18 protein-coding genes, 1 pseudogene and 1 riboswitch are annotated in these 18,960 nt (G+C 43.6%); of the genes and pseudogenes, 8 read left to right on the forward strand and 11 right to left on the reverse strand.

Translation table 11 applies throughout. From position 1 onward, the window contains the following. Positions 1-171: 171 nt before the first annotated feature. Complete coding sequence (locus tag AB4351_RS21705; protein ID WP_102320967.1) at positions 172-837, forward strand: DUF2057 family protein; 666 nt, start codon at positions 172-174, stop codon at positions 835-837. A gap of 179 nt (positions 838-1,016) precedes the next feature. On the opposite strand, the gene AB4351_RS21710 is transcribed toward AB4351_RS21705, so the two are convergent. The 3 genes and pseudogenes from AB4351_RS21710 to AB4351_RS21720 all read right to left on the reverse strand — a co-directional run bounded on the left by AB4351_RS21710 (position 1,017) and on the right by AB4351_RS21720 (position 3,949). Then, positions 1,017-2,039 (reverse strand): adenosine deaminase, encoded by a 1,023-nt coding sequence (locus tag AB4351_RS21710; RefSeq protein WP_102428306.1) that lies wholly within the window; start codon positions 2,037-2,039, stop codon positions 1,017-1,019. A 90-nt stretch (positions 2,040-2,129) separates the two neighbouring features. Further along, positions 2,130-2,229: riboswitch (purine riboswitch) on the reverse strand. A gap of 75 nt (positions 2,230-2,304) precedes the next feature. Next, positions 2,305-2,799, reverse strand: a complete 495-nt coding sequence (locus AB4351_RS21715; RefSeq protein ID WP_017060016.1) for a GNAT family N-acetyltransferase — start codon at positions 2,797-2,799, stop codon at positions 2,305-2,307. A 166-nt stretch (positions 2,800-2,965) separates the two neighbouring features. Beyond that, a pseudogene (locus AB4351_RS21720) lies at positions 2,966-3,949 on the reverse strand (DUF2860 family protein). A gap of 204 nt (positions 3,950-4,153) precedes the next feature. Here AB4351_RS21720 and AB4351_RS21725 point away from each other — a divergent pair. Next, positions 4,154-4,651 (forward strand): fasciclin domain-containing protein, encoded by a 498-nt coding sequence (locus AB4351_RS21725; RefSeq protein WP_017064709.1) that lies wholly within the window; start codon positions 4,154-4,156, stop codon positions 4,649-4,651. A gap of 127 nt (positions 4,652-4,778) precedes the next feature. Here AB4351_RS21725 and AB4351_RS21730 read toward each other — a convergent pair whose 3' ends face one another. The 6 genes from AB4351_RS21730 to AB4351_RS21755 form a co-directional block, all read right to left on the reverse strand. Continuing rightward, a complete protein-coding gene (locus AB4351_RS21730; RefSeq protein WP_017064710.1) occupies positions 4,779-5,075 on the reverse strand; it encodes a hypothetical protein in 297 nt (98 codons plus the stop codon). 131 nt (positions 5,076-5,206) lie between these two features. Then, the gene (locus AB4351_RS21735) at positions 5,207-5,464 is read right to left on the reverse strand and encodes a hypothetical protein (protein ID WP_017060020.1); all 258 of its coding nucleotides are present in this window, start codon (positions 5,462-5,464) and stop codon (positions 5,207-5,209) included. Between the two features lie 165 nt (positions 5,465-5,629). Then, positions 5,630-6,112 (reverse strand): GNAT family N-acetyltransferase, encoded by a 483-nt coding sequence (locus tag AB4351_RS21740; RefSeq protein ID WP_372127153.1) that lies wholly within the window; start codon positions 6,110-6,112, stop codon positions 5,630-5,632. Between the two features lie 98 nt (positions 6,113-6,210). Continuing rightward, positions 6,211-6,525, reverse strand: a complete 315-nt coding sequence (locus AB4351_RS21745) for a cupin domain-containing protein (RefSeq protein WP_102332873.1) — start codon at positions 6,523-6,525, stop codon at positions 6,211-6,213. A gap of 61 nt (positions 6,526-6,586) precedes the next feature. Next, positions 6,587-7,090, reverse strand: coding sequence for a YgjV family protein (locus tag AB4351_RS21750; protein WP_372127155.1), 504 nt, complete (start codon positions 7,088-7,090; stop codon positions 6,587-6,589). Positions 7,091-7,213: 123 nt separating this feature from the next. After that, a complete protein-coding gene (locus AB4351_RS21755) occupies positions 7,214-8,014 on the reverse strand; it encodes a PhzF family phenazine biosynthesis protein (protein ID WP_065584627.1) in 801 nt (266 codons plus the stop codon). A gap of 575 nt (positions 8,015-8,589) precedes the next feature. On the opposite strand from AB4351_RS21755, the gene AB4351_RS21760 reads away from it, so the two are divergent. Beyond that, the gene (locus tag AB4351_RS21760; protein ID WP_017060025.1) at positions 8,590-9,621 is read left to right on the forward strand and encodes a PotD/PotF family extracellular solute-binding protein; all 1,032 of its coding nucleotides are present in this window, start codon (positions 8,590-8,592) and stop codon (positions 9,619-9,621) included. Positions 9,622-9,624: 3 nt separating this feature from the next. Beyond that, positions 9,625-12,057, forward strand: coding sequence for a putative bifunctional diguanylate cyclase/phosphodiesterase (locus AB4351_RS21765; RefSeq protein ID WP_372127157.1), 2,433 nt, complete (start codon positions 9,625-9,627; stop codon positions 12,055-12,057). A gap of 230 nt (positions 12,058-12,287) precedes the next feature. Here the strand turns inward: AB4351_RS21765 and AB4351_RS21770 are convergent, their stop codons facing one another. Together AB4351_RS21770 and AB4351_RS21775 are read right to left on the reverse strand one after the other, a co-directional pair. After that, positions 12,288-13,313: a GGDEF domain-containing protein gene (locus AB4351_RS21770; protein ID WP_372127159.1), complete on the reverse strand. Its 1,026-nt coding sequence runs from the start codon at positions 13,311-13,313 to the stop codon at positions 12,288-12,290. 9 nt (positions 13,314-13,322) lie between these two features. Then, positions 13,323-13,778, reverse strand: a complete 456-nt coding sequence (locus AB4351_RS21775; protein ID WP_372058255.1) for a hypothetical protein — start codon at positions 13,776-13,778, stop codon at positions 13,323-13,325. A 461-nt stretch (positions 13,779-14,239) separates the two neighbouring features. Between AB4351_RS21775 and AB4351_RS21780 the strand changes: the two genes are divergently transcribed. Genes AB4351_RS21780 through AB4351_RS21795 form a run of 4 tightly spaced genes read left to right on the forward strand, consistent with a single transcriptional unit; the run spans position 14,240 to position 18,844 of the window. After that, positions 14,240-14,614: a cytochrome c gene (locus AB4351_RS21780; protein ID WP_029235248.1), complete on the forward strand. Its 375-nt coding sequence runs from the start codon at positions 14,240-14,242 to the stop codon at positions 14,612-14,614. Between the two features lie 37 nt (positions 14,615-14,651). Then, the gene (gene ccoN / locus AB4351_RS21785; RefSeq protein WP_371721761.1) at positions 14,652-16,076 is read left to right on the forward strand and encodes a cytochrome-c oxidase, cbb3-type subunit I; all 1,425 of its coding nucleotides are present in this window, start codon (positions 14,652-14,654) and stop codon (positions 16,074-16,076) included. Then, positions 16,077-16,691, forward strand: a complete 615-nt coding sequence (locus tag AB4351_RS21790; RefSeq protein ID WP_017064719.1) for a cbb3-type cytochrome c oxidase subunit II — start codon at positions 16,077-16,079, stop codon at positions 16,689-16,691. Further along, complete coding sequence (locus AB4351_RS21795) at positions 16,688-18,844, forward strand: c-type cytochrome (protein WP_372127161.1); 2,157 nt, start codon at positions 16,688-16,690, stop codon at positions 18,842-18,844. Before AB4351_RS21790 ends, AB4351_RS21795 begins: the two co-directional genes overlap by 4 nt. Positions 18,845-18,960 lie beyond the last annotated feature (116 nt).

Here is an 18,960-nt window from a genome sequence, read left to right on the forward strand (position 1 = left end):
ACCTACCCTCTCATTTTTCAAAAATACAAACTCACACTAGTCAATGTGAGCCTTAATATATGACCGTTGCGTTAAGATTTCGCAAATTTTTTCAAATCCTTATGACATGACTTGAATTGGAGTTCTTACCATGCGATTGTAGTTCAACTGCCCATAAACAACTGTATGATTATGAAAACATTAAAATCCATCGCGCTGCTTTCCACAATTATCGCAGCACCACAAGTGTTAGCTGACGTAACAATTGAAGTTCCTTCTAGCGCAGATGCTTTAGTCGAAGTCTTAGCTGTAAATGAAGCTAAACCCGATCTTGACGGTGGTTTCTTCTCTTCGAGCAAAACGATCACCGTTCCAGATGGCGTAAACCAAATCGTTTTCAAATATCAACTGGCTTTCAGCCAAGGTAACGACCGAGAGTTTGTCGATAGCGATACCATTATTGCTACTTTTGATGCGACAGACACAGCATTGACGTTTGACATGCCTAAGTTCCGTAACACCAACGAAGCGAAAAAAGGCCTTCAAAACTTAGATTGGAAACTGGTTGATGAAAACCAAAATGCAATCAGTGTTAAGCAAGACAAACTTATCAAAGATGGCATGCAGATTGGTCGTAAGTACCCGCAAGAAGCGAAGGAGTACAACCAGAAAGGCGGCATCGCTGCACTTACAGTAGGTTCTAGCGCGGGCGTAGCAGCTGCTGTCGCACAACCGGTAACGCTTCCAACAAAGATTGACGGAAATGCAGCAAATACAGCTGAAGAGATGCTCTATTTCTGGTACGAAAAAGCGGATGCTGAAACCAAGCAGAAATTCAAAGACTACGTGAACAAGTAGCTCAATGAGCTTAATTTAGAAATGAAAGAAGCTGGCAAACTGCCAGCTTCTTTTTTGTCTTCATCTAGATGATTTAGGCTTATAGAGATTAAGCAGACTCAGTCGATAACACTTTACCATCCACTTTAGTTGGCCATCCTAGCGCTTTATACTCAGCTGCTAGTAAATGGGCACAGCGGCTAGAAATTCTGGTCAGAACCAGCTTTAGCTAAGTAACCTTGAACAAGCTCTCGATATTGCTGCTTCAATGGCGCTTCAATAAAGCTCGCGTCTATCGCATTCAAACTAAACAGCGCTAACTCCTGATGCGTCATCTCATGAGCTTTGCTCACCGCATTAAAGTTATCCGACATGTAACCACCAAAATAAGCAGGGTCATCCGAGTTAATCGTTACAGCCACACCCTTTCTGAGCAGTTCGACAATGTTGTGGTCTTCCATCACATCGAATACACGCAATTTAATATTCGACAGTGGGCACACCGTCAGTGGCATTTTGGTTTCAATCAGCTCTTCGATTAGAGCTTCGTCTGTCATGCACTGGACACCATGATCCACTCGACTCACGCTGAGCATTTCAATCGCATCGACAATGTTTTGAGCCGGCCCTTCTTCTCCTGCATGCGCCACCGTCAAGAAGCCCGCTTGTTTTGCTTGTTGGAATACACGCTTGAACTTCTCTGGTGGGTGTCCTAATTCAGAAGAGTCCAGTCCAACCCCGACGATCTTATCTTGATGCTTCAATACCTCTGCGAACGTTTGAATGGCGCTCTCTTCAGATAAATGGCGCAGAAAACATGCGATGATTTGAGAGGTAATGCCCAACTCTTTATGACCCTGTTCAAGCGCACGATGAATGCCGTTAATAGCGGTGTCGAATGCAATGCCACGATCGGTATGTGTCTGAGGATCAAAGAAAATCTCAGTATGGATAACATTGTCGGCTTTACAGCGTTCTAGATAAGCCCATGTTAAGTCGTAGAAATCCTGTTCTGTGCGCAGTGCATCAGCACCTTGATAATAGATATCCAGAAATGACTGTAAATCATCAAATTCGTATGCGCGTCTTAGTTGCTCTGGGGATGAATAAGGCAGCTCAATGCCATTGCGTTGAGCAAGCTGGAAAAGTAACTCAGGTTCGAGCGAACCTTCAATGTGTAAATGCAACTCTACTTTTGGGAGCCCTTGAATAAATGCGTTCATATTTCACCTACTATGGATTTTAGGTGTGCACTTACTCTGAATAATAGACAGGAGGTTTTCTTGAACGCCATTACAAAGAGTAAGAACACAATTGTGATCTAAACCCTTCGTAATCAGCACTTTGCGGGTGCTGGTAGAGACCCCCAAACCATATCATTGGGGTTATACGAAGCAAACGGTTGCTACTATACAGAGTTTAATGGGAATTTCACTAATCAATTGCTCATTAACCGATTTCTAAAGCAGGAACCTGTTTGGTTCGATCTCAACGGTAATCTGGTCGTATTCTCGACATCAGCAACATATCGATGTACTTACCCGCTTTGAACGTACTGAGTCTTTTTGTGCCTTCTAACTGAAAGCCTACACGTTCATACAAAGCAATAGCGGCGTGGTTATCGGCATGAACCTCTAACTCAAGACGCACGAGATTAAGCCAGTTATCCGCCTGATTGATCGCTTCTTGCATTAACGCCTTACCGACCCCTTTACCATGCATATCCGGGTGAATAGCAATACCAAGACCAGCGCAGTGCCTGTCTCTTACCTTGGTGGTCATGAATAAAGTAATGTGACCCACTACTTTGCCGGAGACTTCCGCAACCAGAGTGAAATGGTCTGAATGACCAAACAGTCGCTCCACTTGTTCAGAACTAAGATAAGGCTTTTGTGAGGTGTTTTCTGAAACTGAAGGGCGGCGATAAATATCGAAAATATCTTGGCTATCCGTTGCTTCTAAATGTCTAATTTGTATTTCCAAAGCGCTTCCTTATCCTATTATTTCTATCCATAAGCTAATTTTCATATTACGGATAGCAACGGGAACCTACAACCTTTAAAGGTGTAAGTGCCCGAAATAATTAAACAAATAGTAAGACTGAACTTAAACTTCTGCTTTGATGAGTATTTTTAAAATAGTGTGAATATCAGAATTTATAATCCACACCCACACTCGCTAATACTTGCTCGGAGTTATAGAAATCGATATTAGAATCTATGCTTCTTAAACCCAGTAAAGTAATGAACGCCCAATCTTTATAGCCCATCAAACCACCAAACTCATAAGCTAAGAATGCACCGAATTCATTCTCTTCACGTACTTGCCCGTAAATTGGATTCGACTCATCATATTCACGATCACTTGCATCTAGGGTGACAACAAAACCATGACGACCGATTCTCTTCGCGTAGTTTAATTCAATACCATAACTATCGAAGCTGAGTGCTCCTCCTTCTGCGTCTGAGTGGAAATACACCATTGAAGGAACAAATAGACCTGCGTGGTTTGGTAAGATAAAGCGGTATCCTGCTTTGGCGTACACATAGGTTCTTTCCCTATCCAGCAGCACAGTATCTTCCGGAGATAAGCCTTGGCTACCAGATAGCTCTTCATCAACATCTGATTGCCCAAATGCGAGATCCGTTCGAAAACCAGTTCCACCGATATTAGTGAGCTGCAGTCGTCCTACATTACCTTTCACATCCGTTTCATTTCGATTAACGCCAACAGCATACGGATCCGTCCAAGCCTTACCCGAGATAAGCGTAGGAATAACAGAAAAATCCAATATGGTGCCACCAGAAAGTTGATATCGATAACCGATCTCAAACGCAATGGTACCTGTTGCAATATCCTCTCGTGTCGTACCCGCATACACTTAGTGAGTCAGCGATTCGCCAAAAGTATATTGAACAGTACCCAAAAAGCCGAGTAGCCCTTGGTTTTCACTCTCCCCTTCCTGGGTGTTGGTGGCTTGATTCGAATCTTGTTCAGTACTCAAATTACTACTGTCAGAGTAGAAACCGGCCAATACACTGAAGTTACCGCTGAAGCCTTCACTTGGAGCAAGGCCACTGTATGCAGGCATTGAAGCCAATGCAGAAAAGACTACTGGTAAAACAAACCTCATATTCACATCCATTACTTGAATAATCACCAAATAACTATAAGCATCAAAATGGAATTATAACAAGCATTTGACAACATAAATTTATTCGCTTGACGCTGTCGATATCGCTAACCATTCACTCAAAGACACAACAAATTGATCTATCACGATTGGGCTTTCGTAATACCTCTCGAAAATAACGGACAAAACTCAAAGGAAGACAATATGTTTAATAAATTAATCAAAACCATGTCAGTGCTAGTTGCGACGCTTCTTTTTACGGCTTTTGCTCACGCTGATCACCACGGAATGAAGAAAGATATCGTTGACGTGGCGGCTGAAAACGGCTCTTTCAACACCTTGGTAGCAGCGGTAAAAGCGGCAGGCTTAGTTGAAACATTGAAAGGTGACGGTCCCTTCACAGTGTTTGCGCCAACGGATGAAGCGTTCGCTGCGCTACCAGAAGGAACGGTTGATATGCTGTTGAAGCCAGAAAACAAAGACAAGCTGATTGCAGTACTGACCTATCATGTGGTGCCAGGGAAAATAATGGCGTCTGAAGTGATGAAACTTGATAGTGCCGTAACAGTGCAAGGCGAAGCGGTAATGGTAGGAATTGATCACGGCAACGTGATGGTCAACAAAGCGCAGGTCGTGATGGCAGATGTTGAAGCAAGCAATGGTGTTATCCATGTGATTGATGCTGTATTACTGCCTAAATAATAAAGATGAACACAAATCAAAGGTTCTTAGAGGGTGTGACAGGCTCACACCCTTTTGACGTTTAAATACCAAGTTAAGATCGGTATCAAACTAGCCGAACCTGCCTTTATATAAGCAAGAACCCGGATTACATAAACAAGCGCCCGAATATCAGAAAGGCCGCCATCGATACCACCTTCGTGAAGACCACTACCCAGATGCAGTCACCAATACTAGAGTGCGTCGCTTTCCCGAGTAGGAACACAAACAGAATCAACCCTAACACCCAACCTACTGTTGGAATCAATGACACCAGAGCAACGATAACAGCAATAGTAAGAAGGGATTTAAAATCTGCGACCACGAAAGACATTTTAGAGGCGATGTACATACAACATGCGGTGATTAATGCGTCCATCACAAACGCTAAAGCTTCAATACCCACTTTACTTCCTTCACTGATATTAGTTGAAGTGAATATTATCTCTAAAGAGATGATTTTTCTTGAATAAGAGAACAAAAAGCAGGTGAAAACTGTGTCAAAAATGAGATTACCGTTCGTCTGAAGGCATAGGTTTATTTGTTCGAGTCTTCTAAGCCTTTGACCAGTGCTCGCGACCGAGTCTGATTTGCTTTTTGATAGGCATCAAAGCCATCTTCGCGTTTACCTCCGAACAAACAAAGAAACGAGTTGATGACAAATGAAAAGAATGAGATGACGACAACAAAGAGAGGAAATAGCCCCGACACCCCAGCATCTAAGGCAAGAACGCCAACAGCGAAGGACAACATCGACACCAATGTATATAGTTTAGATCTACTCACATGACTCATGAACAACACTCCTTGTATTCATTCAATGTTTAGATTAGACAAATTATCTTGCACACAATTTGAACTCATCAACAATATCAATAGATCAGGAAAAGTTATCCTTAAAAAGGTTTTTTAATATTTCAAACTCGGTTTCTGTATCCCTAAGAACACGAGTCCGCCTATTCAGCTGCCTTGTCCATCTTCAACTATCTTTTCCATCACGTAATTGGTCAGCTTTACACCACGCATTTCGACTTCCTGTTCATTCACCACCTTAAAACCAAGATGCTCATAGAAAGGCCTTGCGGTAATACTTACTTCAGAGAAATATCTCGATATACCACGAACTCGACCCACAGTGAAAACATGTTCCATCAACGCTTTCCCTACCCCCTTCCCTTGATATTCGTGGTGACAGAAAAAGTGATCAATCAAGCCACTTGGTTGCAGGTCAGTATAGCCAACTACGCAACCATCGAGTTCAGCCACAAAGGGTTGTAACCCATTCATACGCTTTTGCCATAACGCAAAGTCAAAGCTACTGGGTGCCCAAGCTTCGACTTGCTGTTGAGAATAATCTCGAACATTCACGTTACGTACGGTATGAAAGAAGATCTCCCACAGTGCTTTGTCATCATTCGCTTGATAGTTTCGAATTCTAATCACAACATACTCCTTTTTGTCTTAAGTCCTTTCTGAGGTGAAAATAAACAGCTGAATCAGCAAGCTTTATAACCTAACAGCCTCAGCTTTAGAGCAAGATATCAACGATAAAACACAGCGAGCCAGATCGTCACCGCATCTTTATCCGTCCTCAGCACCTTGTGTTTTTCACCTGCGGAAATATTGAGATAATCCCCTTTAGACAAGGTAACAATGCGACCATCTTCAAACTCGATGACGCCTTGACCTTCTATCACCATCACCCATTCATTCTCATCTTGATCATACCAACCCTCTTCCGGGGAGCTGTGTCCATGCGACAATATTCTTTCAATTCGAACACTGTCGTTGGCAATCAGGTCATTGAATATTTCATTGGGTATTGATGAAGGAACATCATTGTAAATGTTTGGCATCAAGCTCTCCTAGCTAGTATTGAATTGATTAATAATTTGGGCCTTAGCTTCAGTTGTAAACCTAAGCAGTGGCACTCTTTCTGAAGTAAAAACGGTAATAGCCCACCAAGTTACTGCAGATAAACAGCGCCTCCATAACAACCGCTGTTGGCGAACCAACTAAATAATTGTGAACCAACCAAAAGCTGGTTCCGATGATCATCAATTCTCTTAATCGACGGTCATCTTTATTGAAGGCTGCAAAGGTCTGAAATACGGAGGCAAAGCAACTCAATATGCTGGTCAGCCCTGAGTAAGTCACTGCGGTTGCGACCACCGACATCGAAGAAAACAAATATTTAAACTTAGACGAGGTAGAAAATACGCTCGTCAAATAGCGAATCGTGGCAATCGTCATTAAGCTCGCCGCTGTCCATTGTTCAAGAAGGATAAAGTGACTCGAAATAAGAACGCCAGCAAAGAACAGACAAGTGACGATTTTCTTCCTTTCCTTGAATTGGAATGACAGAAGATCAAAACAAATGGCTATCGCGATTAATACTTGGGAAAGATAAAAGGCAGACACGGTGATTCCTTCAATAATAACATTCCGTCCTAGCCGCTTCTTTCACGGTGAATAATCGAATAAAACATACTAGGCGGTTACAACAAAACAGAGCAAACAGCGCTCTAAAGCTTCTATAAAAATCTAAAGCTTCAACACACCACTAATCACAGTGGTCGCAGAGCCGATTAACTTTATTCGCCCATTAGCCAATAATTCAGTCGACATATAGCCACCACGACGAGACGCCTGATAAGCACTGAAACTGCTTTTGTTGAGCTTTTCTGCCCAGTGTTGCGTCAATGCGCAATGTGCCGAGCCAGTCACAGGATCTTCATTAACCCCAACCCAAGGTGCAAAGTAGCGAGAAACAAAATCAAGTTCCGTATTTGCTGCCAATGCTGTCACCACTACACCTCGCCCTTGAATACCTTTTAACGCATCAAAGTTTGGTGAAAGCTCCAATAACACTTGTTCGTTGGAAACTTCGATTAACTGCTTAGAGTCAAATTCTCTGAATGAAACTACTTGATGCGGATCTAAACCTAGGTGTTCAAGCAGCGTGAGGTTGGGTTCAGAACGCAATGATAGCTGTGTACTAGGAAAATCAAGCTCGATAGACGATTCACAAACGGCGGCAGATAATTCCCCAGATAAGGTGTTAAACACGACCTTATCACCTGTCTCAAGCAGTCCTTGTTCTTTCATCACATGAACCGTTGCCAGTGTGCCATGTCCACACAGCTTCACTTCGACTTCGGGAGTGAACCATTTAAGCGTCATAGTGTTAAGCGCGAGAAAAGCCGTTTCAGATACCGCCATCTCTTCAGCGATTGAAAACATTAACGACTCATCCAACGGCTCTTTGGAGATACAGACCCCGGCAGGGTTCCCTTTAAACGCTTGAGTTGTAAACGAATCTACTTGATATATCTCTAAATCCACAATGGCTCCTAAATGCACAACATTTCCCAAACCGGCAATCATGGCTCGTTGGGACATAACCTAGATATTGCTGCCCACAATAAGCACAATCACCTTGTGCTACAAGTCTTTAGCAACAACTTTATCGATACTTATTGAGAAACGAAACAAATGATAAACAAAACGTTATAGAAGTGTTTTTAGGGATAAAAGAACATTGAACATAAGAGTAAATCGCGATGGCAAAACAAAGGAATAACGACGATTAATGCGAGCAAAAACCCGAAAAAGGTAATCACCGCATCATTATTTAATGCTTAATATTTGCATAATAACTTGTAAGAATGGATATTATGATGAATATTAATTTAAATAATCCATTCACGGACAATAAACTGGAATACGTACTTGTGTTGAATACGATACGACGGAGTCATCCTTGCCTCACACGATAAAGGTTCGGTATCAAGTAGGAGTAGCAAGTTGCTATTTGCATGAAATGCATGAAGTTGAAGTTAAATTAAGTGCCTAAATTTGAATCATGTCGCAAATTTTGGGCTACGATTTAGTTATCACGTACGAAAGGGAATCCGTCAGTGAAAGCGTTTTGCGTATCAATACTTGCGTCAACATCCTTTTTGGCTAGCCCTGTATTTGGCCAGCAGCATGATATTTATCTCTACAATTGGGATGAATTTTTATCTGACAGCGTCGTTACCCAGTTGAGTGATACCTACGGCATCTCACTAAAGCAGCAATATTTTTCTGACGAGTCCATTCGTGATGAAGTGCTATTGAGTGAACGACGAGGTGCGTTTGAATTGGTTGTCATTGAAAGTATGAAACTGAAAGCGCTGGCTAAACAGAACTTATTCCACAACCTGAGCGACTTGCAGCAATCCCTTTCAAGCAACTTTGACTCAAGATGGGTGGATGGGTGTGGCGAATATGGAATCCCCTACGCTTGGGGGACATCCGGCATCTTATACCGAAGCGGAAAAGTTGAGACTCCCAAGTCTTGGGGCGCTCTTCTAGACCCTGAAACCAAAACCAGCGGCCGAATCAGCATGTATTATGAGCCTACGGATTTGGTGAGTGCTGCGCTTCTGATGAATCAATTTGAGCCGTTTACCAACAACGAACAAGAACTTCGAGTCGCTTACAAAACGCTACAAGCACAGAAGCCTCACCTTGAAAGTAATGAATACGTTGTCGATTATATTCGTCATCCCGAACACTTAGCCAACATCGACCTCGCCTACGGATACTCAGGTGACAGCTATGTGCTTAATGATGCCGAACCTGAGGCATCTTGGGCCTACACAGTACCTCTAGAAGGAACAACCTTATGGTTAGAGTGTATGGCTGCAATTAACAACGGAGAGCGATCTCCACAGGCAACCACGATTCTCTCCTTCTTATCGCAACCCGAAATCGCCGCTCAAAACGCAATGGATTCATGGTTTGCAACGCCAAGTTCAAAAGCAAAAGCACTCACTTCTCAGGAGTATCAAAACGATCCCGAGCTTTTCCCGAATAAAGAAGTATTAGATCGCAGCTACCTTTATCAGCCGTTAGAACCGAGTAGCATTCAAATTCGCAATCGTATTGTCGACAGTTTGAGATAACTCATGCCAGTATTGAAGAAGCTCTATTTTGTACTTTTACCAACGCTGACATTTGTGCTCCTGATAGCAGGAATCGTGATGTACAACTTCGCATCAAATCATGCTAAGCACATGTATTTGGACAAGGTGCAATCTGATGTGAACACCGCTTTAGTCGCGGCGGAATACGAGCAGCTCGGCTTGTCCTTACTAGTTAAAGATATCGGTTCTTCGTTGCAGTTCCTCCGCTACATTCAAAATCCTGGCGACTACACGACTCTATCGCTATTGGAAAAACGAGTACTCCGAGTATTAAGCCAGAATAACGTCAATCAATTTGGGCAACGCAATGTTTATATCGTGGACCCTAAGTTCAAATTAACGCTTTCGACTCTCAGAGCCGATCCTTTCGAGGGGCTAAAGATCCCTGACAAGATTTACGAAAGAGTCTTCGATATATACACCTCGTTAATAAGCAAAAATGAACTCTCCTACGAAGGCTTCTCTTATATCTCGATCAGTGGAGAGCTCAGATACTCGTATGTTGCAGCAATTGACCCTTACCTCCTTCCTCAAGACAAACGTGCAAGTAACAGTTTAAATCGCTACATCTTGATTGCTGACGGGCCTCTGATGCAACTCTCTAGCCTGCTAATCAAATACAATGACGATGACAATATTCAGTTCTTAATCGAGCCATCCTCAGACGCTGCCAACATTGAAAATACCCAATTCGTTATCAAATCAATTGAGCAAACCCAAGATAATATCAATGTGCAGATGACCAGCCGACATCTCATCGCGCAAGTAAATATTCGAGAACAAAAGTTCAACCATGAGAAAGCCATCATCGCTAAACAAACCTTGTTAGGTGGCTTTGGTACTCTCTTTACGATCATGTTGATCGTACATTTAGTGGTACGTTACCAACTCGTGCGACCGCTTAAAGACTTACTTCAAGAGATATCGATCGGCGGGCTCAAACTTAGATACTTCAAACGCTCATCAGGGCAAAGTGAAATTGATGGTTTAAAGAACGCGTACATAGACTCATTAACAGAGTTGAAGTTCGAAGCCGAATTCGACCAACTCACCAAGCTAGCTAACCGACGCTCTTTCATCAGACACCTTGATGTACGACTAAAAAGCTCGATGAGCCCACACTGCTATGTGGTTTGTTGGGACATCATCGATTTTCGTAAAATTAACGATCTCTACGGGGCAAAAGTTGGTGATAATGTACTGATAAGCTTAGCTAAAGCACTGAAAGAGACACTACAAAACCAACAAGCCTCTTTGGGCTTTAGTTGCAGTGATTACTCTTTAGCCAGACTGGGAGGGAATCAGTTTATCGCGATCTTGGAGATGGGTAAGAACCAAGTGATAAACGAAGAAATTGAGAACATCAACAATACGCTGACCGGCACCACCTTCCTTGACTACTATGGGTTTCGATTATCACTCGCAACAGGTGTTTTACCGCTCGACACGCCAAAGTTCGATGAGATTTGGCACCGATGCATCGATGAAATGTTAGCTAATGCGAAGTCTCATAGTGATGGCGAAAGTCGTATTGTTTATGGCGAAGAGTTGTTACATACCTTGGAACGCCATGACGTTGTAGAGAAAAGACTCTTAGAGTGCTGCGAAAGTGACAACTTTGAACTTCGCTTTATGCCTATTTTTAACGCCAAGACACTTCAGATAGATGGCGCGGAGTGCCTGATTCGTTGCCCAGCCTTATTCGATATCGATGCGGGACCAGAAGAATTTATCCCAGTTGCAGAAAAGAGTAACCTTATTGCCAGGCTCGACATGTGGGTCATTGGCACCGCGATCAAAAGCTATAAAGAGCTTTCAGAACTTCATAAATACAAGGGTACTCTGTCAATTAATATCTCGGCGATGGAGCTCTACAACCGTAATTTTGCCGACAACATCCGTAAAGTACTCGAACGTTATCAAGTGCCACCTGGCAACATTATTATAGAGATTACCGAGACCAGTTACGTGAAAAGTACCAAGCTTACGGTGCAGACTATCGAGAGCCTCAGAAGCTTAGGTTTAAAGGTCTCCCTTGACGATTTTGGTACGGGCTACACAGCGTTTAACCAACTTCTCCACTACCCTGTGGATGAGCTCAAAATTGATAAGAGCTTTATCGATAACATGGTAGACGACAAGGCCGACCGCAAGATGGTCGAATCTATGGTTAACTTAGGCCACTCTTGTGACACGCTAGTCGTCGGAGAAGGTGTTGAGTCGATAGAACAGTATCATTACCTCAGAAAAGCCAACTGTAACCTAATACAAGGCTACTTCTTCAGTCAGCCACTCACTTATCTGGAATTCATCGAGTTTGTTCGAAACCATAACCCGCAAGCAATTTTAAACCCGCAGTCTGTTAGCAGTTCGAGATCTAACGAGCGAATCGTTGCACTCACTCAAAAGCAGTAACCTTAAACCTAAACCTAAACCTCAAAGCCTCTCTTCCTATTCAAGCGCGGAAAGCCACTATAGCTATAACTAGTAGTAGAACTATCTTCATCAGAGCAGGAGCTCTCTATTGGCTGCACATTGAATGAGGAGGCAAATAAAGAATGGCAAAAGCCATGATAGTGAAGCGGGAGAATGGTGAGCGTACAGTCAACAAAACCTAATGATCTAACTTATCGCTGATGCGGGGATTAACTCTGCATTGTCGTTAGTAGCTCCATCATATCTTTAGAGCTGATGTTCTTCTTATGCCTGACTACAGCGTCAATCATCAATTCTAAATTCCCCGCAGAGATATAATCCTTAAGCACGTCATTGAATTTTTCCTGTATCTCATCACTTGTGTACAATTGCTCAGGAATGAAGAATAGAAACTGACTGCCACTACTACGAAACGAGATAGTACTTTCCGGTACCTTTGCCGTCAGGGACTTAGCAGCTGAACTCACCACCAAGTCTCCATATTCAAGTCCATACTTTTGGTTTATCTCACTAAGGTTTCTGATTCTTACAAAGTAAAGGTCGAAATCACCGTTTGTTGGATAGCTGTTCTTAACAAACTGCATGAGCGAGACTCGATTGCGAAAGCCAGTAATGAAGTCGGTAGAATGAAGTTTTCGTTTGATTGCAAAGTCGACGTAAAAAATCGCTCCTGTCACAAGCAGTAGCAACACCAGAAATACGCTGCTTATCTGATGCATCATCACCAACTTGTCGACCATTGTGGTGTTTTCTTCAATAACCGGGCTTTGAAGTCGAAACTTTTCGTTAATAAATTCGACCAGCGTGTTGTAACAAATATCAATTTTCTTCTGCAGTGATTCCTTAGGCAAAGCGCCTTGATTCACCAACTTAATTGAGGATTCTAGCGACTTAAATTTCTCAAACTCTCCGGTGAAATAAGGTTTGAAGTTGGCAGATTTAATGAAGTTAGAAGATTCGGTACTGTTGATCAGAATATCAAAGCGGCTCCACGTAATATCATAGGCTAACCACAAATCGTCGTAATTGAGATTATCCGAACGGCTCACCATCAAGAAATTCGCGTATTCCTTTACCAATTGGAAAACAAACCATGTTGCCTCATTTTGGCGATTAGAAAAGCTCTTGTTGATGTCATTAATTCGAGTAACGCTGTAGATATTGACGGATAGAACAACCACGGCCAAAGACAAAACAACGACTTTGATTGCGGCCATAGACAACAGCTTCTTCATAATTAGCCTCTACAGGTGAATATCACGAATCTGCCAAATCATCTTGGCATGGAAATCAGGGGTATTAGTCTCAGGATTCGCAGAGAGTGGGTAAATCAACCAAAACGGGCCTTTCTCTCTCACAGACATAAACTCCCCATTCTTTTTAATCGCAATGATGGGTTCATAGGTATCAAAATCTTCTTTGGGCACCGCAATTTTATAGTCATTCAATGCTACGAAAGTGACTTGTGATGATATCGGTAGATCCATATTTTCAAGCACCGTTTGTAACGTCACACCACTATAAACGGTCAGACCCTCAACCCATGGCAAGGTGGTGGTAATTTCTGTCTGAGGAAGTGACAGGAGTTGCTCTCTACTAAAACCATGCTTTTGCCCAGAGTGGTCGAAAACCGTTAACTCTGAGGCTGCAAAAATCGAAAACGAGCAAAGCCAAAGCATCAACAAGAATACAGTTCTCATTCTAAACTCCATTTAAAAGGTCACTAAATTGAGTCTAGTATAAATTGACCATTTAACTTGTACCGATACCACTCAGATTGATTGGTATCACTTTATTCCGAATGCTCCTACACCTCGCTGTTTTTCAATAACTTCGCCGTTTCTCTGTCTCTTCCATCACCGCTCTCGTTCAGCGCTCCCTACCCGCTTGACGTATTTCTTCTCGACTGGTTAATAAGAAAAACTCGTATTTTACTCTGCGTAAGTAAACCAATCAGCCTTATGAATACGTATCAAACAACAAAATTAACAATAAATATGAGTAAGTAAGTAGCGAGAATGCTGGTTGCTGCATAACCTTTAATCGAACGTAAGCAGCTTTAAGAGACCTAATAACGAGTTCCAGTCGTTTCTTCTCCACCAATTGATCTCGTGTATTGACCTTAGAAAGCTTACTCATTTCATAATCAAGGGAATCGAGAATGAGTTTGAATATAAAAAAATTTAACCCCATGGCGACACTTTCTACCCTAGTAATGACGCTGGTCATGTTTCCTGTTTCTGCTGAAGTTAATCAAGAACAATTCGAATTAGGTAAACAAAAAGCCAAAGTGTGTATGACCTGTCATGGCGCTGATGGCATCTCAACACAAGATCCCTACCCGAACCTTCGCGGTCAAAAAGTGGGTTATCTCATCTCTTCATTGAAAGATTATCAGACTCGAGAAAGAACCAGTGGTTTAGCGATTCTCATGCAGCAACAAGCCGACACGCTCTCAGACCAAGACATCCGTGACATTTCCTATTTCTATTCTGTGCTCGGCAACGAAGCAGGCTCGCTCAGCGATTCAAATTAAGTCAGCGATTCAAAACCTCTAGGCAAGGAGCCTTGTTATGGAACAAGTGACAACGCAATACAGCATTAAGGTCGTGAAGTACTTCATCATTGCATCCTTAGTGTGGGCGATTGTAGGTATGATCATCGGCGTGATTCTCGCCGCGCAATTATATTGGCCAGTCTTAAACTTTGATTCTCAGTATTTCCAATTTGGTCGACTGCGTCCGCTACATACCTCTGGAGTAATTTACGGCTTCGTCGTGAATATCTTGATGGGGACGTCTTTGTACATTGCCCAGCGAACAGGCCATTGTGACTTGTTCAACAAAAGCCTTTCATGGATGGTATTTTGGGGCTGGCAATTCATCCTGTTACTTGCGGTCATTTCCTTACCCGCAGGCCACACTACCTCAAAAGAGTATGCGGAGCTTGAATGGCCAATCGACTTGATGATTGTGTTGGTTTGGGTGCTGTACGCGGTGTTGTTCTTTGGCACCCTTGCTAAACGAAAGGTCAGCCATATCTTTGTGGCTAACTGGTTCTTTGCTGCATTCATTATCGTCGTTGCAATGATTTTCATCGTGAACAACCTCGCGATGCCTGTGTTGGCGATGAAGTCCTACTCTGTGTTTGCAGGCGCTCAAGATGCGATTGTTCAATGGTGGTGGGGACATAATGCCGTCGGCTTCTTGCTGACCGCTGGTGTGATTGGTATGAACTACTATTTCATACCTAAAGCAGCGGATCGACCTATCTACTCGTACCGTTTGTCTGTGATCCATTTCTGGGGCTTGGTCGGCTTTTACACGTGGGCCGGAACGCACCATTTGGTTTACTCTTCCGTTCCTATCTGGATTCAGAACATCGGCATCGTGATGTCATTGATCCTTTGGCTCCCTTCTTGGGCAGGTGCGTTCAATAGCGCAATGACCCTCCTACAAAACAAAGAAAAGCTGAAGTCCGACTACATTCTTTTATTCTTTTTCTCAGCGATTCTTTACTACTGCTTGGCGACATTCGAAGGCCCGCTACTCGCTATTCGCTGGTTCAACATGTTGGCACACAACACCGAATGGATCATAGGACACGTACATTCCGCGGCTCTAGGATGGGTTGGAATGTCAGGGATAGCGGTTTTTTACTACTTCATTCCACGCTTGTGGGGCCAAACCGATCTTTGGTCACGACGACTGATTAAATGGCACTTTTGGCTCGCTCATGCTGGCGTCGCCATCTATGCGATAGCACTTTGGATCGCAGGCATCGGTGAAGGCTATATGTGGCTCGCTCAAAATGAAAATGGCGAACTGATTTACAGCTTTGTAGAGGCTATGGATTTTAAAGCACCTTGGTTATTCATGCGTTTCTTTGGTGGCGCGCTGTTTGTACTTGGATTGTTCTTAATGGCTTTCAACTTGTACAAAACGGTTCGTATGCCCGTAACTCATGATGCTAAACACACTGTTAATGAAGGAGCTTAAATGATGAGTAAAGACTTTACACATTCAATCGTCATTTTAATTTTGACCACTGTTGTCGTGGCCTCCTTCTCTTTATTGGTCTGGGTAGTGCCAAGCATTGTCCGTGGCGATGATATTGCCAAAGGCAGCTTAGCGATGCCTCTCACACCGATTGAGTTAGCAGGCCGAGACATATACATCAGTGAAGGCTGCCATGTTTGTCACACACAAATGGTTCGCCCTCTAGAGCCAGAAGTGAAGCGTAATGGTCGCCCGAACCAAGAAGCAGACGATATCTATGAGTTTCCTAACTTGTGGGGCTCTAAACGTACTGGTCCTGACCTCACTAACTTAGGTAGAAAGTATTCTGACCAATGGCATGCTATTCACTTAATTGACCCTCGAAAAGTCGTACCGACCTCGATCATGCCCTCTTACCCGTGGCTATTTGAGCAGACTCTGACTGGCGATGATATTAGCGCCAAAATGGAAGTGTTACGTACCTTAGGTGTGCCTTATACCGATCAAGAAATTGGTGATGCCCGTTTGCAAGTAAGAGGCAAAACCAAAGGTGAAGCTCTGATTCGCTATTTACAAAGCCTGGGTAAAGATACGTCACAGGAGGTATCACAATGAGCACATTCTGGAATCTATGGGCGGTACTCTTAACCTTAATATTCTTTGTTCTGATGGTGTCTGTTGTCGTTAAATACTGGCGTAGCAATCACAAGGCCGATCACGACCACACCATTGGCATCTTTGATGGTATTGAAGAGAAAGATGCGCCTCCACCTAAGCTGTTATTTATCAGTTATGCAGTGGCATTTCTTTTGTCTGCGGGTTATTTGGTGCTCTACCCCGGGCTTGGCGAATGGGAAGGCTTAGTCGATTGGGAACAAAGCGACGATAAGCTCAGTTCACCATCCACCACTCTCAATGAGCAATTTGCACAAACCAGCGAAACCACGTTAGAGGGATTAGCTTCTGTCCCAGAGATCGTGAACAGCGGTAGGATTCTATTCCAAACTCACTGTGCCGCTTGTCACCGAGATAATGCACAAGGTCAGAAACACTTCCCTAATCTTATCGACCAAGAATGGTTATACGGCGGCAGTGATGAAGCTGTGATCCATTCGATTGCCAAAGGGCGAAATGGAGCGATGCCGGGTTGGAGTGAAATCATGCGCCCAGACGAGGTGGCAAAAGTCTCCTACTATCTAGCCTCCCTCAACCAACGTCATACCGATGTGCCGGAGATTAAAGTCGAGCTCGGTAAAACCTTGTTCGTCCAATACTGTTCGTCTTGTCATGCCGATGGTGCTGTCGCTAACCCAGCGATTGGCGTACCTGATCTTTCCGATGATATCTGGCTTCACGGAGGGAGTATTGAAGAGATTCAGCACACCATCAATTACGGTTTGAACAACCTAATGCCTGCGTTTGATGAGCAGCTCACCGAGAACGAGATACTCGCGCTTGGGGCTTATATCCGACACGCTGGTGACGTAGAGCAACAACGGCTCGCGAGTTTGAAAGCATCATCTGTTGAGCGCGGAGAATATCTCGCTTATGCCGGTGACTGTGTGGCTTGTCATAGTGCAGAAGGTGGCGAACCCTTTGCTGGCGGCCTACCCTTTGTCACCCCCTTCGGCACCGTGTATTCAACCAACATAACGCCACACACTACCGAAGGTATTGGGACTTATGACTTCGATGATTTCCGAGCGGCGTTAGTCGCAGGTAAAGGCAAGAATGGTTACCTGTACCCTGCAATGCCTTACACCTCCTATCAATACCTCACCGACCAAGACATGGTGGATTTATGGGAATACATGCAGTCAATCACCGCCGTGCCGCGACGCAATGATGACAACAGCATGATGTTTCCATCCAATATTCGCTTAGGTTTGCTTGGCTGGAACATCGTATTCATGGATACCGACCCTATTGATTATGAAGTGCCAGAGGAACTCAAAGGAGAAATTGAGAATGTCGATAAGTGGCAACAAGGCAAATATTGGGTCGCAGGACTTGGTCACTGTTCGGAGTGCCATACACCTCGAAATATTGCCCAAGCACTGATACCAGAACGTATTTTCCAAGGTAACTTGATCGACGGTTGGAACGCGCCTGATATTACAGCCAATGAGCTCTATATCGATGGTTGGGATGAAGCAACACTCACAGACTTTTTACACACAGGACATTCAGACAAAGGCACCGCTTTTGCGGGTATGGCTGATGTAGTGAAAAACAGCCTAAGCTTGATGACGCGTGAAGATATTGAGTCGATGTCCTATTACCTACTCAGTGGGGACATCAACAACACCATTGCCAGTGATGCCGTTCAGTTACAGCCTAAAGGGTTTGATGAAGCTGCGTATGCCAGTGAAATCTACACCACGTATCGTCAAACCTGTGGGGCCTGTCATGGTGACGATGGTAAAGGTCGCGATCCAATCGCCCCTACTCTGTTGAACAACGGTATTATCATGCACAGCGACCCATTCAATACCATTGCGGTAACGGTGCGCGGCTTGCAACCCACCTATCTCGACAAAGACAGAAATTTCATGCCAATGGCAAGTTTTGAGGATGTACTGTCGGATCAACGCTTAGCTGAGTTAATCACGTTTGTGCGTTTAAACCTTGGCGACAGAAATGAACCGGTCACGGCTGAGCATGTTCGAGAGGTAAGAGAAACACTTGAAGCAGCAGGCTATGCAGGTGGATTACACACCACACCTGAAATGTACGAAAATCGAGATAAGAACATTAACATACGATAGGCGCTGTAGCTGTGCGTAGCCGATTGGCCCAACAAGCAGCGAACAGCACGTAACTTTTATGTTTGCCTAACAAGCCAAAAGGAGACCACTGTGTCTTAATGCCGATCAGTTAAAGC

The organism is Vibrio sp. 10N.261.51.F11 (genome assembly GCF_041471665.1).
Lineage (GTDB): Bacteria > Pseudomonadota > Gammaproteobacteria > Enterobacterales > Vibrionaceae > Vibrio > Vibrio crassostreae_C.

Bases quoted from the DNA above. Each gene is read 5' to 3' on its own strand.
- AB4351_RS21705 (WP_102320967.1), top strand. From the start codon at position 172: ATGAAAACATTAAAATCCATCGCGCTGCTTTCCACAATTATCGCAGCA.
- AB4351_RS21710 (WP_102428306.1), bottom strand. From the start codon at position 2,039: ATGAACGCATTTATTCAAGGGCTCCCAAAAGTAGAGTTGCATTTACAC.
- AB4351_RS21725 (WP_017064709.1), top strand. From the start codon at position 4,154: ATGTTTAATAAATTAATCAAAACCATGTCAGTGCTAGTTGCGACGCTT.
- AB4351_RS21735 (WP_017060020.1), bottom strand. From the start codon at position 5,464: ATGAGTCATGTGAGTAGATCTAAACTATATACATTGGTGTCGATGTTG.
- AB4351_RS21745 (WP_102332873.1), bottom strand. From the start codon at position 6,525: ATGCCAAACATTTACAATGATGTTCCTTCATCAATACCCAATGAAATA.
- AB4351_RS21765 (WP_372127157.1), top strand. From the start codon at position 9,625: ATGCCAGTATTGAAGAAGCTCTATTTTGTACTTTTACCAACGCTGACA.
- AB4351_RS21770 (WP_372127159.1), bottom strand. From the start codon at position 13,313: ATGAAGAAGCTGTTGTCTATGGCCGCAATCAAAGTCGTTGTTTTGTCT.
- AB4351_RS21775 (WP_372058255.1), bottom strand. From the start codon at position 13,778: ATGAGAACTGTATTCTTGTTGATGCTTTGGCTTTGCTCGTTTTCGATT.
- AB4351_RS21780 (WP_029235248.1), top strand. From the start codon at position 14,240: ATGAGTTTGAATATAAAAAAATTTAACCCCATGGCGACACTTTCTACC.
- ccoN (WP_371721761.1), top strand. From the start codon at position 14,652: ATGGAACAAGTGACAACGCAATACAGCATTAAGGTCGTGAAGTACTTC.
- AB4351_RS21790 (WP_017064719.1), top strand. From the start codon at position 16,077: ATGATGAGTAAAGACTTTACACATTCAATCGTCATTTTAATTTTGACC.
- AB4351_RS21795 (WP_372127161.1), top strand. From the start codon at position 16,688: ATGAGCACATTCTGGAATCTATGGGCGGTACTCTTAACCTTAATATTC.